This is a genomic window from Bradyrhizobium sp. CCGUVB4N (genome assembly GCF_024199945.1).
Classification (GTDB): Bacteria; Pseudomonadota; Alphaproteobacteria; order Rhizobiales; family Xanthobacteraceae; genus Bradyrhizobium.
In genome coordinates, this window is the sequence record NZ_JANADP010000001.1 from 6,293,953 (window position 1) to 6,309,379 (window position 15,427).

At 64.7% G+C, this 15,427-nt stretch carries 11 protein-coding genes; 10 read left to right on the plus strand and 1 reads right to left on the minus strand.

The features are described 5' to 3' along the window. Window positions 1–53 precede the first annotated feature (53 nt). The gene (locus NLM31_RS29285; protein ID WP_254194510.1) at window positions 54–560 is read right to left on the minus strand and encodes a ferritin-like domain-containing protein; all 507 of its coding nucleotides are present in this window, start codon (window positions 558–560) and stop codon (window positions 54–56) included. A 428-nt stretch (window positions 561–988) separates the two neighbouring features. Between NLM31_RS29285 and NLM31_RS29290 the strand changes: the two genes are divergently transcribed. From NLM31_RS29290 to NLM31_RS29335, 10 genes are all read left to right on the plus strand, one after another. Further along, on the plus strand, window positions 989–2,071 hold the full coding sequence (locus tag NLM31_RS29290; protein ID WP_254194511.1) for a YbhN family protein: 1,083 nt from the start codon (window positions 989–991) through the stop codon (window positions 2,069–2,071). A 98-nt stretch (window positions 2,072–2,169) separates the two neighbouring features. After that, a complete protein-coding gene (locus NLM31_RS29295) occupies window positions 2,170–4,122 on the plus strand; it encodes a hypothetical protein (RefSeq protein ID WP_254194512.1) in 1,953 nt (650 codons plus the stop codon). A 166-nt stretch (window positions 4,123–4,288) separates the two neighbouring features. Then, window positions 4,289–5,836: a DUF1800 domain-containing protein gene (locus tag NLM31_RS29300; protein ID WP_375167504.1), complete on the plus strand. Its 1,548-nt coding sequence runs from the start codon at window positions 4,289–4,291 to the stop codon at window positions 5,834–5,836. Window positions 5,837–5,851: 15 nt separating this feature from the next. Then, entirely contained in the window at window positions 5,852–7,045 is a 1,194-nt protein-coding gene (locus NLM31_RS29305; protein WP_254194513.1) for a DUF1501 domain-containing protein, read from the plus strand. Window positions 7,046–7,246: 201 nt separating this feature from the next. After that, window positions 7,247–8,845 carry an alkaline phosphatase family protein gene (locus tag NLM31_RS29310; protein WP_254194514.1) on the plus strand — a complete coding sequence of 533 codons (1,599 nt, stop codon included), beginning with the start codon at window positions 7,247–7,249 and terminating at the stop codon, window positions 8,843–8,845. A gap of 248 nt (window positions 8,846–9,093) precedes the next feature. After that, window positions 9,094–10,434: an MFS transporter gene (locus tag NLM31_RS29315; RefSeq protein ID WP_254194515.1), complete on the plus strand. Its 1,341-nt coding sequence runs from the start codon at window positions 9,094–9,096 to the stop codon at window positions 10,432–10,434. Between the two features lie 127 nt (window positions 10,435–10,561). After that, window positions 10,562–11,467 (plus strand): LysR substrate-binding domain-containing protein, encoded by a 906-nt coding sequence (locus NLM31_RS29320; protein WP_254194516.1) that lies wholly within the window; start codon window positions 10,562–10,564, stop codon window positions 11,465–11,467. Window positions 11,468–11,595: 128 nt separating this feature from the next. Beyond that, window positions 11,596–12,540, plus strand: a complete 945-nt coding sequence (gene kdgD, locus NLM31_RS29325) for a 5-dehydro-4-deoxyglucarate dehydratase (protein WP_254194517.1) — start codon at window positions 11,596–11,598, stop codon at window positions 12,538–12,540. 26 nt (window positions 12,541–12,566) lie between these two features. After that, window positions 12,567–13,925 (plus strand): glucarate dehydratase, encoded by a 1,359-nt coding sequence (gene gudD, locus NLM31_RS29330; protein ID WP_254194518.1) that lies wholly within the window; start codon window positions 12,567–12,569, stop codon window positions 13,923–13,925. A gap of 23 nt (window positions 13,926–13,948) precedes the next feature. Continuing rightward, a complete protein-coding gene (locus NLM31_RS29335; protein ID WP_254132624.1) occupies window positions 13,949–15,397 on the plus strand; it encodes an aldehyde dehydrogenase family protein in 1,449 nt (482 codons plus the stop codon). The last annotated feature ends 30 nt before the right edge of the window (window positions 15,398–15,427 follow it).

The following is a 15,427-nucleotide window of genomic DNA, read 5'->3' on the forward strand; positions in this document are numbered from 1 at the left end:
ATGCGCGAGCGCCGCGCGGATGACCGCGCGGCGCTTTGGCGGCCAGGCCGGCGTTAGCTCGCGGCCCGCAGGTTCACCTTGCTCTCGGCAAGCGTCGTCAGTTTCTTGTCGGTCGCCTTCTCTTCCTCGAGCGTTTTGGCCAGCACGGCGGCACAGTCGCTGCGGCCGAGCTGCTTGGCCCAGGCGATCAGGCTGCCGTAACGGACGATCTCGTAATGCTCGGCGGCCTGCGCCGCGTTGATCAGCGCGGCGTCGAGCACCGCCTTGTCCGCGACCTCGCCGGCGGTCTCGTCGGCCTCCTCGATGATGCCGTCGATCGCCGGGCAGTCGACCGCCTTCACCTGGGCACCATGCATCTTGAACACTTCCTCGAACCGCTTGACGTGCTGCCTGGTTTCTTCGAGGTGCGTCAAAAAGCCCTGCTTCAGCTGCGGATCGGTCGCCTTATCCGCCATTTTCGGCAGCGCCTTGGTGAGCTGCTGCTCGGCGTAATAGATGTCCTGTAGCTGATGCACGAACAGGTCGTTCATGGTCTTGATGTCTTTTGTGAACAGTCCCATCGTTCCGATCCTCGCAGGTTTCGGGAACATGGCAGCACCGGCCCGCACGAGAAGCCTGTGTTTTGCCGTGTTCGATTGCTGATGGGGCGCTAACCGGTCCGCAGCAGCGTCGTTCCAAAAAATGCCCGGATCGTTTGCTTCGGAACAACGCTTGCGACCGCAGGATTTGAAACCATCTGAACATGCGGGTGCACGATGCAGGGTCGCTCCCTCGACTCATATGCTTAACGCGCGCGCCATGTGAACCACTTATGACAAAAACAGCCGGTCCGGCGCAGAACCAGTCGTTGTCAAGGGCTGCACAAGTCGCTGTTTTTGCCTTAAATGAGCTACATCATGCCTAGCGATCGACGCCCATTTCGGGCAGTGATCGCAACCGACCGGCCAATGTCTGGCCCGGTCGGTCTTGCCCCCCGCCGGGAGGATGAATGCACGGACTGCTGCCCGCGCTGAAACGCGGCTTCAAGAAATGGATCGGCTGGCGACGGCTCGGTATTGCCGCGAGCGTGATGATCATCGCCTTCGCGGTCACCACGCTGCTGCGGACCCTCAAGGGCATCGATACCGGCGTCATCCTGACCGCTTTGACCGATATTCCCCGCGGACATATCGGCCTGGCTGCGATCTGCGTGTTCTTCGCGTTCTGTACGCTGACGTTCTACGACTTTTTTGCACTGCGAACGATCGGCAAGAAGCACGTGCCCTACCGCATCGCAGCGCTGTCGAGCTTCACCTCCTATTCGATCGGCCACAACATCGGCGCCACCGTGTTCACGGGCGGCGCGATCCGTTTCCGGATTTACTCGGACTACGGGCTGAATGCGATCGACGTCGCCAAGATCTGTTTCCTCTCCGGCCTGACCTTCTGGCTCGGTAACATCTTCGTGCTCTCGATCGGCATGACCATCCACCCGGATGCGGCCTCCTACATGGATCAGCTGCCGTCGTCGATCAATCGGCTGATCGCGCTCGGCGGCCTCGCCTCCATCGCCGCCTATCTGGTCTGGCTCTGCATGGGCGACAAACGCCGCGAGCTCGGCCAGAAGGGCTGGAAGGTCGTGCTGCCGTCGGCGCCGCTGACGCTGGTGCAGATCCTGATCGGTGTGGTCGATCTCGGCTTCTGCGCGCTTGCGATGTACCTGCTGATGCCGGCCAATCCGCCGATCGACTTCCTGTCGCTCGCCGTGGTGTTCATCCTGGCGACGCTGCTGGGCTTTGCCAGCCACGCCCCGGGCTCGATCGGCGTGTTCGACGCCGCCATGCTGGTGGCACTGCCCGAATTCGGCCGCGAGCAATTGCTGGCAACCCTGCTCGTGTTCCGCATCCTCTATTTCGTGATCCCGTTCGGCCTCGCCATCTCCATCATGGGCACCCGCGAGCTCTGGATGAACGTCGTCCGTCCCTGGCAGGAGCGGCGGCGGCTGGCGGAAGCCTGCGCGCAGGCCAACCTGCCCAATCAGGTGACGCCGATGGAGCGCGAGCGATTGGTGCGCCAGGCCAGCAAGCGATAAGGCACGCCCGAGCCCGTAAGAGCCTCAGACAAAGGTTGCGGGGCGGAGAGCAATGCTCTCTTATTTCCGCCTCAACTTTGCCGTTGAAGACGCGGGCCATGATCCCTGTTTCCCTACGCCATTTTCTCTCGAGCGCCCTGCTGCTGGCCGGGCTCCTCACCGTTTTGCCGCTTCCGCGCGCCGTTGCGCAGGATGCCGGCGCCATGCAGATCACCTGGGAGGTCCGCAACCGCTTCCGCCTGTTCCGCGAGGAGCGCGACTTCCTGCTGCATGTCGAGAATGCGCGTAACCGCAGCATCCTCGCCGCCGAGCAGTCGCTGGAGCTACAGAGCGAGGGCCGCGGCTGGGCCCGCAACATGGTCAACCGCCTCTGCATCGATCTCCAGGGCCGGGTCAACCAGCCCTGCACGCGCGACAACGTCAAAGAGAACTACATCACCCCGATCGACCACCCCATCACCGTGCGCCTGACCGGCGCGGTGCCGGTCGGCGCCACCTGCGCGTGGACGTTCGACGACGGCGACGGACCGCAGACCTCGACCTTCGACTGCGCCGAACCGGTCAATCTGCGGGTCCGCTATGGCAAGCAGACGGTGGCGAGCGTCGACGTCTCCTCCGGCTCCGATCCGAGCCAGCGCATCCAGACCGAGATCCAGGTCCGCGACATCTTCATCGCCGGCCTTGGCGACAGCATTGCCTCCGGCGAGGGCAATCCGGACCGGCCGCTGGCGCTGTCGGACGAGGGCTTTTGCTTCCGCTCCTATCTCGGCACCGCCGGCGGACAGTATTACCGGCCGAGCCGCGCCGGCTTCAAGGGCGGTCGCGCCTGCGAGGCACCGGATACGCTTGCCAATTGGCAGCACTACAGCGCGCTCTGGCTCAACTCGCCCTGCCACCGCTCGCTCTACAGCTACCAGACCCGCACCGCGCTCGCGCTCGCGGTACGCTACACCCATATCGCCGTCACCTATCTGCCGCTCGCCTGCACCGGCGCCAGCATCAGCGACGGGCTGCTCGGCTCGCAGCGCGCCCGCGAATGCCCGCCCGGCAAGTCCGGCGTCTGCAACACCAGCGTCAATGCCCAGGTTGCGGAGTTGCGCGAGGCGGTCACCGCGGCCAAGAAGCGCCAGCCGGATCGCAATCTCGATCTGGTGCTGCTCTCGATCGGCGCCAACGACGTCTACTTCTCCGGCCTCGTCGCCGACGTCATCGTCGATACCGCGACCGAACGCGCGCTGTTTCGCCGCTCCGGCGTGATGGCGAGCGTCGACGATTCACGCGATGCGCTCCAGCGCGAGCTGCCGAAGAATTTCGTCAAGCTGCGCGAGGAGCTGAAGCCGCTGCTCGGCGGCGACCTCTCGCACGTGGTCTACGTCTCCTACGCCAATCCGGCGCTCGCTGATGGCGGCGTGCCCTGCCGCGGCGGCCGCGCCGGCTTCGACGTTCATCCCGCCTTCAATGCCGATCCGCAACGTCTCGCCCGCGTCTCGACCTTCGTCGACACCGAGTTCCTGCCACAGCTGAAAGGGCTCGCAACCTGCACGCAGGGCGCGCTGTGCCGCGATCCCGAGGCTGACCGAATGACCTTCGTCGACACGCATCAGGCTGCGTTCGCAGATCACGGCTTTTGCGCTCATTCCGGCAATGATCCCGAATTCGATCGCACCTGCTTCGCCGAGAACGGCCAGAGCTTCAATCCGGACATCGTCAGCGCGGCGAGCCAGCCGATGCTGTGCGGCCGGGGCGCCTCGGAATATCGCGCCTATCTGCCGCGCGCGCGCTGGATCCGCGATGCCAATGACAGCTATTTTGCCGCGATGACCTATCCGCAAGGATTGCCGGCGGCGAGCCAGCCGAACGACATCCACGACGCGACCTGGGGCGTGCTGTCGGCCGTCTATGGCGGCGCCGTGCATCCGAGCGCCGAAGGCCACGCGGCAATGGCGGACGCCACACTGCCGGCCGCGAGCGCGGTGCTGGGCCTGGATGCCGTGCCGCCAGGCGTCACGCGCGGACTATTGGCCCCACTCCTGCCGGCCGCTCGGCAATAGCGGACTTGGCGGCAACGGAACCATTGTTGCCGCTCGCTAGAAATTGATGCGCTGCCGTCAATTGAGTCCATTCCATTCAGGGCAGGTTCAGCCGGCCGGCGCATGATGACGCACGCGTCATGGCATGTGGGCGTCCTCATGCAGTCCGAACCCGTCGGGACCGATCGTGGATAGCAGAAGCGGATGTCGTCGGCTGCACTGGTCGCGCGTTGCGGCGTTCGTGGCGCTCGCTGCGGGCCTGCAAGCGAACACGACCCGCGCCGACGACCTCAATCCGCACGATCTCGCTCTGCTCGATCGGCTGACCTTTGGCGTCAGCACCGCGAGTGCCGCGCACATGCACGGCCTTGGTGCCGAACGCTGGCTGCAGGAGCAGTTGCATCCGGCCGGCAATCCGGTTTTGCCCGACGCGGCCAAGGCGCAGATCGACGCGATGCCCGACGTCCACAGCTTCCCCTTCGACATTGCGGTTGCCTTCGAGCAGCAATCCAAGAGCGCCAATCAGGTCGCCGATCCCGAGCAGAAGAAAGCCGCGCAGCAGGTCTTTCAGCAGGCGATGAACGATCGCGCCAAGCAGGCCGCGACCCGTACCATCCTGCGCGCGCTCTATGCGCCCGACCAGCTGCGCGAGCGCATGGTCTGGTTCTGGTTCAATCATTTCAATGTCCACCAGTACAAATCGAATCTGCGCGTTCTGGTCGGCGACTACGTCGATCACGCCCTTCGTCCCAACTCGCTCGGCAAGTTTCGCGACCTGCTCGCGGCGACCGTTCGTCATCCCGCGATGCTGCGCTATCTCGACAACGCCGACAACGCGGCAGGCCATCTGAACGAGAACTACGCCCGCGAGATCATGGAGCTGCACACCATGGGCGTCGGCTCCGGCTACACGCAGGCCGACGTCGAGGCGCTCGCGAAGATCCTCACCGGGGTCGGCATCGACACCAAGCCGGAAGACCCGAAACTCAAGCCGGAATTGCAGTCCCAGCTCGTGCGCGAGGGCGCCTTCGAGTTCAATCCGTCCCGTCACGACTACAGCGACAAGAGCTTCCTCGGCCACACCATCAAGGGCCGTGGACTTGCCGAGGTCGACGAGGCCATCGACATTCTGGTCCGCCATCCGGCGACCGCGAGCCATGTCTCGCGCAAGATCGCGACCTATTTCGTCTCGGACAATCCGCCGGAGACGCTGGTGCAGCGGATGGCGCAGAGCTTCAAATCCACCGACGGCGACATTGCGTCGGTCCTCGCAACGATGATCCATTCGAGCGAATTCGAAGCCGCGCTGAAACCCGGCACGCGCTTCAAGGATCCCGTGCAATACGTGCTGTCTGCCGTCCGCCTCGCCTATGACGACCGGGTCATCCTGAACACGGCGCCGATCCAGGGCTGGATCAACCGCCTCGGCGAGGGCCTGTTCAACCACGAGACGCCGGACGGCTACGCGCTGACCTCGGCATCGTGGAACGGCCCTGGACAGATGATGGTGCGCTTCGAGATCGCGCGCCAGATCGGATCGGGCTCGTCCGGCCTGTTCAAATCAGACGGACCGAACCCGGTCGAGCAGCCCGCGTTCCCGCTGCTCCAGAATGCACTCTACTTCAACGGCCTTCGCAAGACGCTGGGCCCCGCGACCTTGGCCTCGCTCGACCGGGCGATTTCACCGCAGGACTGGAACACGCTGTTCCTGTCGTCACCGGAATTCATGCACTGAGCTACGGAGATCACCATGAACCGTCGCGAGCTGATCAAGACGTTTGCCGCACTCGCGCCGCTCACGGTGGCAGGCCGCGTCTGGGCCGCGCCGGCAACCGATGCCCGTATGCTCGTGGTGTTCCTGCGCGGCGCCTATGACGCAGCGAATGTCGTGGTGCCGGTCTTCAGCGAATTCTATCGGGCATCGCGACCGACACTCGCCATTGCCAAGCCCGATGTCGGCAATCCCAACGCCGCGCTTTCGCTCGACGCCGATTGGGGACTGCATCCGGCCCTGCGCGACAGCATCTATCCGCTCTGGGCCAAACGCGAGATCGCCTTCATTCCCTTCGCCGGCACCAGCGACGACCTGACCCGGAGCCATTTCGAGACCCAGGACACGATCGAGCTCGGCCAGTCGGCCTCCGGCTCGCGCGACTATCGTTCGGGCTTCATGAGCCGGCTCGCCACCGAGCTGACGCGGGTCAAGCCGATCGCGTTCACCGACCAGCTCCCGCTGATCTTCCGCGGCAAATCGCAGGTGCCGAACACCGGCATCAACAACGTCGCCAAACCCGGCGTCGACGACCGTCAGGCCGATCTGATCAAGAAGATGTATGCCCAGTCCAACCTGGCATCCTCGGTGTCGGAAGGCTTTCGCGTGCGCGACGACGTCTACCGCTCGGTCTCCGAGGAGATGAATGCCGCCAATCGCGGCGCCGTCTCGCCGCGCGGCTTCGAATTGTCGGCCCGCCGTATCGGCCGATTGATGCGCGAGCAGTTCAACCTCGGCTTCGTCGACGTCGGCGGCTGGGACACCCATGTCAACCAGGGTGCCGCCAACGGCTATCTCGCCGACCGGCTCGGCGAGCTCGGACGCGCGCTCGTCGGCTTCTCCGAGGAAGTCGGGCCGGCCGCGTGGCGCGATACGGTGGTGGTCGTGATCTCGGAATTCGGCCGCACCTTCCGCGAGAACGGCGACCGCGGCACCGATCACGGCCATGGCAGCGTCTATTGGGTGCTCGGCGGCGGCATCAATGGCGGCCGCACTCTCGGCGAGCAGGTCAAGGTCGAACAGCCGCATCTGTTCCAGAACCGCGACTATCCCGTGCTGACCGATTATCGCGCGCTGTTTGCCGATCTGTTCGGCCACGTCTTCGGCCTCGGCAACGAGAGCCTTCAGCGCATCTTCACCGGCGTGCACCCGACGAACCTGGCATTAGTTTGAGTTGACGATCGCGCGCACAGAAAAATTTTCGCGCGCCACGTAGTCGCGACGTCATCCAACGGTCATCGCCGTTACCTAGTTTTCCCAACGCTACAATTTGACGCAGGTGTTGACGCACGTGGCGGGAGCGCAGGCTCACCGCTGCGCGTGGTCGTTCGCCTGCACGTCAATCCGCAACAGACATCATTGGGGAGCTCCATCATGACGATCGAAAAGCGGCCGCGCGCGGCCGTCGCAATCGCTTTTGCCTCGACTCTTGGTCTTTCGCTGCTCGCCCATTCGTTCGCGCGCGCGGACGATAAGGACAAGGGCGACGTCAAGCATGTGCTGCTGATCAGCGTCGACGGCATGCATGAGGTCGATCTGCAGCGCTATGTCGGCTCTCACCCTTCGTCGAGCTTGGCCAGGCTGCTCGCGCATGGCGTCCATTTCGCCGATGCGCACACCTCTCGCCCCTCGGACTCCTTCCCTGGTCTCCTTGCATTCATGACCGGAGGGACGCCGAAAACCCACGGCGTGTTCTATGACGATTCCTACGACCGCACGCTGTTCGCGCCCGGCAGCAACTGCCAGGGCAGCCCCGGAACCGAGACGCTGTTCGATGAATCGATCGACTACGACTTGACCAAGCTCGACGGCGGCGGCCCTGCCGGCTCCAGTCATATCGATCCGACGCATCTGCCGATGCGCCTGACGAACGGCAAATGCGAACCGGTCTATCCGCATCAGTTCCAAAGGCTCAACACCATCATGGAAGTGATCCACGAGGCGGGTCGGCGCACGGCCTGGTCGGACAAGCATCCCGCTTACGAGATCATCAGCGGTCCGTCCGGCAAGGGCCTCGACGAGCTCTATGCGCCCGAGATCAACTCGACCTCGGTGCCGGGTCAACCCGGCGCGGACTGGACCACCGACCCGAGCTTCACGCGCACCTATGACCAGCTCAAGGTCACGGCCGTGCTCAACTGGATCAAGGGCTTTGATCACACCGGCAAGGCCAAGACCGGCGTTCCCGCAATCTTCGGCATGAACTTCCAGGCTGTCAGCGTCGGCCAGAAAGTGACCGCCGACGGATATCTAGACGCCGCGGCAACGCCGAGCCCGCAACTCCAGGCCTCGCTCGACTTCGTCGACGCCTCGCTTGGTCAGATGCTCGATGCGCTGGCGGACCAGCACCTCGCGCGCGATACGCTGGTCATCGTCGGCGCCAAGCACGGCCAGTCGCCGATCGACGTCAACAAGCTGCACATGCTGACCGGCAGCACCAATCCGAAGCTGGGCGGCGGCGCGCGCGCCGACGTGACCGATCCGGCCGATTTGTTGACCAATGGGGGCGTCACGCTGGCCCAGGAAACCGCCGACGACGTTGCGCTGATCTGGCTGAAGAACCAGGCTGATGCCGAGAAGGCTGTCGCAATCCTCGAAGCCGACCGCAAAGGCAGCAACAAGGCTCACATCGAGAAAATCTATGCCGGTGAGGATTTGGTCGATCGGTTCGGCGATCCGGCCGGCGGCCGTACGCCTGACATCATCATCCAGCCGATCGCCGGCACGATCTACAGCAAGAGCAAGGCCAAGATCGCCGAACATGGCGGCTTCGCCGAGGACGACACGCATGTCCTGCTCGTCGTCTCCAATCCAAAGCTCGCGCCCACACTCGTTCGCGAGCGCGTCGCGAACAGGCAGGTGGCGCCCACCATCCTGAAAGCGCTCGGCCTCGAGCCGGACGATCTCGAGGCGGTGCGCGGCGAGGACCATACGCGCCTGCTGCCGGGCGTGCGGCTGCGCGACCGGGACTGACCTTTCAAAGAAGCGCGGGAGGACGACAATCCTCCCGCCGCATTCACATCGTCGCCCGCCCTTGTGCGCAATGGCGCACTGAAACGGGCGACGCTTTTTCTCCTGGCGCTCACACTCCGTTCCGGCCCCTGCCGTTCCATCAATTCAAAAACGGCATCAATCGATACTCCCTTGAACTTGGACACTTTCCCGCGTGCGCCTCTAGGAGTCGCACCGAGGAAACATTTCAAGTTCTAAGGAGGCGCCAGATGAGCGCAGTGGTGTCCGCAACGGACGTGAGGAGGTCTCGCGTCAGGCTGTTCATCGTGACCATGCTGTTCCTGGTTACGACGGTGAATTACGCCGACCGCGCCACGCTCTCGATCGCGGGCGCCGCGCTCTCCAAGGAACTCCATCTCGATCCCGTCGCCATGGGCTGGATCTTCTCGGCCTTCGGCTGGTCCTATGTGGCCGCGCAGGTGCCGGGCGGCTGGCTGCTCGACCGCTACGGCTCGCGCCTCGTCTATGCCTTCAGCATCATCATCTGGTCGCTGTTCACGATGATGCAGGGCTGGGTCGGCTTCTTCAGCGCCGGCACTGCCGTCGCCGTGCTGTTCGCGCTGCGGCTCCTGGTCGGCGTTGCGGAAGCACCGTCCTTCCCCGCCAATGCCCGCATCGTCGCGGCTTGGTTTCCCGGAAATGAGCGCGGCACCGCATCGGCCTTCTTCAATTCCGGGCAATATTTCGCCACCGTGATCTTCGCACCGCTGATGGGCTGGATCGCCCATGATTACGGCTGGCGCTACGTGTTCTTCGTCATGGGCGGGCTCGGCGTCATCATGGGCCTCGTCTGGGTCAAGACCGTTTACGGGCCGAAGGAGCATCCCGGCGTCAACGAGGCCGAGTTCGACTACATCAAGGACGGCGGCGCGCTGGTCGATCTCGACGCACCCAAGGACGAGCGCGCGCCGGACTCCGGTCCGAAATGGGACCATATCCGCCAGCTGCTCTCCAACCGCATGATGCTCGGCGTCTATCTCGGCCAGTACTGCATCAACACGCTCACCTATTTCTTCCTGACCTGGTTCCCGGTCTACCTCGTCAAGGAGCGTGGCCTGTCGATCCTGCAAGCCGGCTTCGTCGCGACGCTGCCCGCCCTGTGCGGCTTCATCGGCGGCGTGCTCGGCGGCGTCATCTCCGACGCCATCCTGCGCAAGACCGGTTCGCTGACCATGGCGCGCAAGATCCCGATCGTCGGCGGCATGCTGCTGTCGATGTCGATCATCGCCTGCAACTATGTCGACGGCCAGGCGCTGGTGGTCGGCTTCATGGCGCTCGCCTTCTTCGGCAAGGGCATCGGCGCGCTCGGCTGGGCGGTCGTCTCCGACACCTCGCCCAAGGAAGCCGGCGGCGTCTCCGGCGGCCTGTTCAACTCCTTCGGCAACCTCTCCTCGATCACCACGCCCATCGTGATCGGCTACATCGTGGCCGCGACCGGCTCCTTCAACGGTGCCCTGGTGTTCGTCGGCATCAACGCGCTGGTGGCCGCGGTCGCCTACCTCGTCGTGGTCGGCAAGATCGAGCGGGTGGTGCTCAAACGTTCCTCCTGAGCGCTCCGAGTGATCGGAGCGGGACAGGCAACTCAACGGCGGCCCTCAAAAGCCGCCGTCTTTGTTTTGGGGATGATCGATGCTAGAAGTGCCGGGGAAACGCCTTATTCATCTAAGGCATGTATCGATGTTCGACCTCAACCAGCTCCGCTGTTTCGTCACGGTGGCGGAGGAACTGCACTTCGGCCGCGCCGCCGCGCGGCTGAACATGACCCAGCCGCCGCTGTCCCGGCAGATCCAGGTGCTGGAGCACATCATCGACGCACCGCTGCTGGAGCGCACCAGCCGCTCGGTGCGCCTGACGCCGGCCGGGCGCAGCTTCCTGCCCGAGGCCCGTCGCATCCTGAAGCTCGCGGAGAGCGCCTCGCAGGTCGCCCGCCGCATCGCGCTCGGCAAGACCGGCTCGCTGAAGATCGGCTTTACGGCCGCAGCCGCCTACGGCTTCCTGCCCGAGCTGGTCGCGGCCTGCCGCGCCAAGCTCCCGGAGGTCGATTTCTCGCTGAAGGAGATGGTCTCGGGCGATCAGTTCGAGGCGCTGACCTCGGGCCAGATCGATGCCGGCCTGCTGCGGCCGCCGATCGCGCGGCCCGAGCTGACCAGCCGCCGCGTCGTCGCCGAGCCCCTGCTCGCCGCGATCCCGAAAAAGCATCCGCTGGCCAATGCCGACAGCATCACCATCAAGGATTTCGACGACCAGCCCTTCGTGATGTATTCGCCCTATGAGAGCCGCTACTTCCACGACCTCCTGGTGGCGCTGTTCACCCGCGCCGACATCCTGCCGCGCTACGTCCAGCACCTGAGCCAGATCCACTCAATCCTGGCGATGGTGCGCGCCGGCCTTGGCCTCGCCATCGTGCCGGCTGCGGCCGCGGGCCTGAAAATCTCCGACGTTCGGCTGCGCCCCCTGAAGCTGCGCAACCGTGTTCCGGTCGAGCTCTTCATGGTCTGGCGCCGCGACGACGAGAATCCGCTGCTGTCCGCGCTGGTCAAAATCGCCAGCGAACTATCTTCCGCCGAGGTGTTGGAAGATTGATGCTCAATTCGCATCGGTCGATATAGGCTTTGGCTTGGACGCGCATCGAACGGTTGCCTAAACAGCAGCCCATGGACGCGCGCCTCAGGTTGCGTCCCCGATAAACACGAGAGCAGGGAGCAGCGCCCATGAGCAAGATGACCCCGCAGGAAATGGCCCAGAAGATCGGATCCGGCCTCCTGTCCTTCCCCGTCACGCCGTTCAAGGCGGACTATTCCTTCGACGAGGCGACCTACCGCGCCAACATGGATTGGCTGTGCGGCTATGATGTCGCAGGTCTGTTCGCCGCCGGTGGCACTGGCGAGTTCTTTTCGCTGACCCCGACCGAAGTTCCGCAGGTGGTCAAGGTCGCCGTCGAGGAGACCAAGGGCCGCGTGCCCGTGCTCGCCGGCACCGGCTACGGCACGGCGATCGCCCGCGAGATCGCTGTTGGCGCCGAGAAGGCCGGCGCTGACGGCCTGCTGCTGCTGCCGCCCTACCTCACCCATTCCGAACAGGAAGGCCTTGCCGCTCACGTCGAGGCCGTCTGCGCCGCCGTCAAGATCGGCGTCATCGTCTACAACCGCGACAACGCCATCCTCCAGCCCGACACGGTCGCCCGCCTCGCCGAGCGCTGCCCGAATCTCGTCGGCTACAAGGACGGCATCGGCGACATCGAGCTGATGACCCGCGTCTACACCAAGCTCGGCGACCGCCTGACCTATGTCGGTGGCCTGCCGACCGCCGAGACGTTCGCGCTGCCCTATCTCGACATGGGCGTGACGACCTATTCCTCGGCCGTGTTCAACTTCGTGCCGGAATTCGCCACCAATTTCTACGCCGCGGTGCGCAAGCGCGACCATGCGACCATCCACGCGGGCCTGAAGGATTTCATCCTGCCGCTGATCGCGATCCGCAACCGCAAGAAGGGTTATGCGGTCTCGATCATCAAGGCCGGCATGAAGGTGATCGGCCGCGATTCCGGCCCGGTCCGGCCGCCGCTGACCGATCTCACCGAGCAGGAGATTGCGGAACTGACCGCGCTGGTGAAGAATCTGCCCGCCGCAGGATCGACACAACAGGCGGCAGAATAAAACAACACAACAGGGAGGAGCGTGCGATGGCCCAGACTGATATTTCCGGCGCGCCAATCGCTGGCGCACCGGTCGTCACAACGATGCAGGTGATTCCGGTCGCGGGCCGCGACAGCATGCTCCTCAATCTGAGCGGCGCGCATGCGCCGTTCTTCACCCGCAACATCGTCATCCTCACCGACAATGCCGGTCACACCGGCGTCGGCGAGGTGCCGGGCGGACAGAAGATCTGGCAGACGCTCCAGGACGCCCGCGATCTCGTCATCGGCAAGACCGTCGGCGCGATGGACAACATCCTCGCCGACATCCGCACCACCTTCGCCGACCGCGACGCCGGCGGCCGCGGCAAGCAGACGTTTGACCTTCGCGTGATGATTCATGCGGTCACGGCAATCGAATCCGCCCTGCTCGACCTGCTCGGCCAGCACCTCAATCTTCCCGTCGCGGCGCTGCTCGGCGAAGGCCAGCAGCGCAAGAGCGTCGAGACGCTCGGCTACCTCTTCTTCGTCGGCGACCGGCGCAAGAGCAAGCTCGACTACGTCAAGGGCGAGACCGGCAAGCCCGACTGGTTCAACCTCCGCCATCAGGAAGCGATGACGCCTGAGACGGTGGTGCGGCTCGCGGAAGCCACCCAAGACCATTACGGCTTCGCCGACTTCAAGCTGAAAGGCGGCGTGCTCCGCGGCGAGCAGGAGATCGAGGCCGTCACGGCGATCGCAAAGCGCTTTCCCGATGCGCGCGTTACGCTCGATCCGAACGGCGCCTGGTCGCTCGACGAGGCCATCGGCCTCTGCAAGAACATGCACGGCATCCTCGCCTATGCCGAGGATCCCTGCGGCGCCGAGGCCGGCTTCTCCGGCCGCGAGATCATGGCCGAGTTCCGCCGCGCCACGGGCTTGCCGACCGCAACCAATATGATCGCGACCGACTGGCGCCAGCTTAGCCACGCGCTGCGCCTGGGTGCGGTGGACATTCCGCTCGCCGACCCCCATTTCTGGACCATGCAGGGCTCGGTGCGCGTCGCCCAGACCTGCCGTGACAACGGCCTGACCTGGGGCTCGCACTCCAACAACCATTTTGACATTTCGCTCGCGATGTTCACCCATGTCGGCGCCGCGGCCCCCGGCAAGGTCACCGCGATCGACACCCACTGGATCTGGCAGGATGGCCAGGCGCTCACCAAGGAGCCGCTGCAGATCAAGGGCGGCAAGATCACGGTCCCGGATCGCTCAGGCCTCGGCATCGAGATTGACCGTGCGGCCATCGAGGCCGCACATGAACTTTACAAGCAGCATGGACTCGGCGCCCGAGATGACGCTATGGCCATGCAGGACCTGATCCCCGGCTGGACCTTCGACGACAAGCGTCCTTGCCTCGTGCGTTAGAAAACTTTCCCTGGAGGAACGAGATGACTGCGATCCTGAAGAACTTCATCGGCGGTGAATGGGTCGACGGCTCCGGCGTCACCAAGAACATCAACCCCTCCAACACCAACGATCTGGTCGGCGAATACGCCAAGGCCGACAAGGCGCAGACCGAGAAGGCCATCGCGGCCGCGAAAGCCGCCTTCCCCGCCTGGGCCCAGTCGACGCCTCAGGTGCGCTACGACGCGCTGAACAAGATTTCCCTCGAGATCCTCGCCCGCAAGGAAGAGCTCGGCCGCCTGCTCGCCCGCGAGGAAGGCAAGACGCTCCCCGAGGGCATCGGCGAGGTCGCCCGCGCCGGCCAGATCTTTGCGTTCTTCGCCGGTGAGGCGCTGCGCCTGATCGGCGAAAAGGGTGCCTCGGTGCGTCCCGGCCTCGACGTCGAGCTCACCCGCGAGCCCGTCGGCGTCGTCGGCATGATCACGCCCTGGAATTTCCCGATCGCGATCCCGGCCTGGAAGATCGCGCCCGCGCTCTGCTACGGCAACACGGTGGTGTTCAAGCCGGCCGAACTGGTTCCCGGCTCGGCGCATGCGCTGTCCGAGATCATCACGCGCTCCGGCATTCCGGCAGGCGTCTTCAACCTCGTGGTCGGCTCCGGCTCCGTGGTCGGCCAGACCCTGCTCGACCACCCTGACGTGGCGGCGATCTCCTTCACCGGCTCGGTGCAGACCGGCCGTAAGATCGCGCAGGCCTGCGTGCTCTCGAACCCGATGAAGAAGTTCCAGCTCGAGATGGGCGGCAAGAACCCGCTGGTCGTGCTCGACGACGCCGATCTCAAGACCGCCGTCGAGGTCGCCGTCAACGGCGCCTATTTCTCGACCGGCCAGCGCTGCACGGCGTCGTCCCGCCTGATCGTCACCGAAGGCATCCACGACCGCTTCGTCGCGGCGGTGGCTGAGCGCCTGAACAGCCTTTCGGTCGACGACGCGCTCAAGGCCGGCGTCCATATCGGCCCGGTGGTCGACCAGAGCCAGCTCGACCAGGACCTCCGCTATATCAAGATCGGCCAGGATGAAGGCGCCAAGCTCGCCTTCGGCGGCGAGCTGCTCAAGCGCGAGACGCCCGGCCATTATCTCGCGCCGGCGCTGTTCACCGAAGCCAACAACAACATGCGCATCGCGCGTGAAGAGATCTTCGGGCCCGTTGCGGCCGTCATCCGCGCCAAGAACTACGACGAGGCGCTGGCGATCTCCAACGACACCGAGTTCGGCCTCGCCTCCGGCATCTGCACCACCAGCCTGAAATACGCCTCGCACTACAAGCGCAACAGCGAGTCCGGCATGGTGATGGTCAATCTGCCGACCGCCGGCGTCGACTATCACGTTCCGTTCGGCGGCCGGAAGGGCTCGAGCTACGGCGCCCGCGAGCAGGGCTCCTATGCGCGCGAGTTCTACACAACGGTGAAGACGGCCTATACCTATCCGGGTTGATCGGTCGATATCGTAGGGTGGGCAAAGCGA

Excerpts from the sequence above, each read along its gene's own strand:
- NLM31_RS29290 (WP_254194511.1), top strand. The coding sequence starts at position 989 with ATGCACGGACTGCTGCCCGCGCTGAAACGCGGCTTCAAGAAATGGATC.
- NLM31_RS29285 (WP_254194510.1), bottom strand. The coding sequence starts at position 560 with ATGGGACTGTTCACAAAAGACATCAAGACCATGAACGACCTGTTCGTG.
- NLM31_RS29315 (WP_254194515.1), top strand. The coding sequence starts at position 9,094 with ATGAGCGCAGTGGTGTCCGCAACGGACGTGAGGAGGTCTCGCGTCAGG.
- NLM31_RS29320 (WP_254194516.1), top strand. The coding sequence starts at position 10,562 with ATGTTCGACCTCAACCAGCTCCGCTGTTTCGTCACGGTGGCGGAGGAA.
- NLM31_RS29310 (WP_254194514.1), top strand. The coding sequence starts at position 7,247 with ATGACGATCGAAAAGCGGCCGCGCGCGGCCGTCGCAATCGCTTTTGCC.
- NLM31_RS29335 (WP_254132624.1), top strand. The coding sequence starts at position 13,949 with ATGACTGCGATCCTGAAGAACTTCATCGGCGGTGAATGGGTCGACGGC.
- kdgD (WP_254194517.1), top strand. The coding sequence starts at position 11,596 with ATGAGCAAGATGACCCCGCAGGAAATGGCCCAGAAGATCGGATCCGGC.
- gudD (WP_254194518.1), top strand. The coding sequence starts at position 12,567 with ATGGCCCAGACTGATATTTCCGGCGCGCCAATCGCTGGCGCACCGGTC.
- NLM31_RS29305 (WP_254194513.1), top strand. The coding sequence starts at position 5,852 with ATGAACCGTCGCGAGCTGATCAAGACGTTTGCCGCACTCGCGCCGCTC.
- NLM31_RS29295 (WP_254194512.1), top strand. The coding sequence starts at position 2,170 with ATGATCCCTGTTTCCCTACGCCATTTTCTCTCGAGCGCCCTGCTGCTG.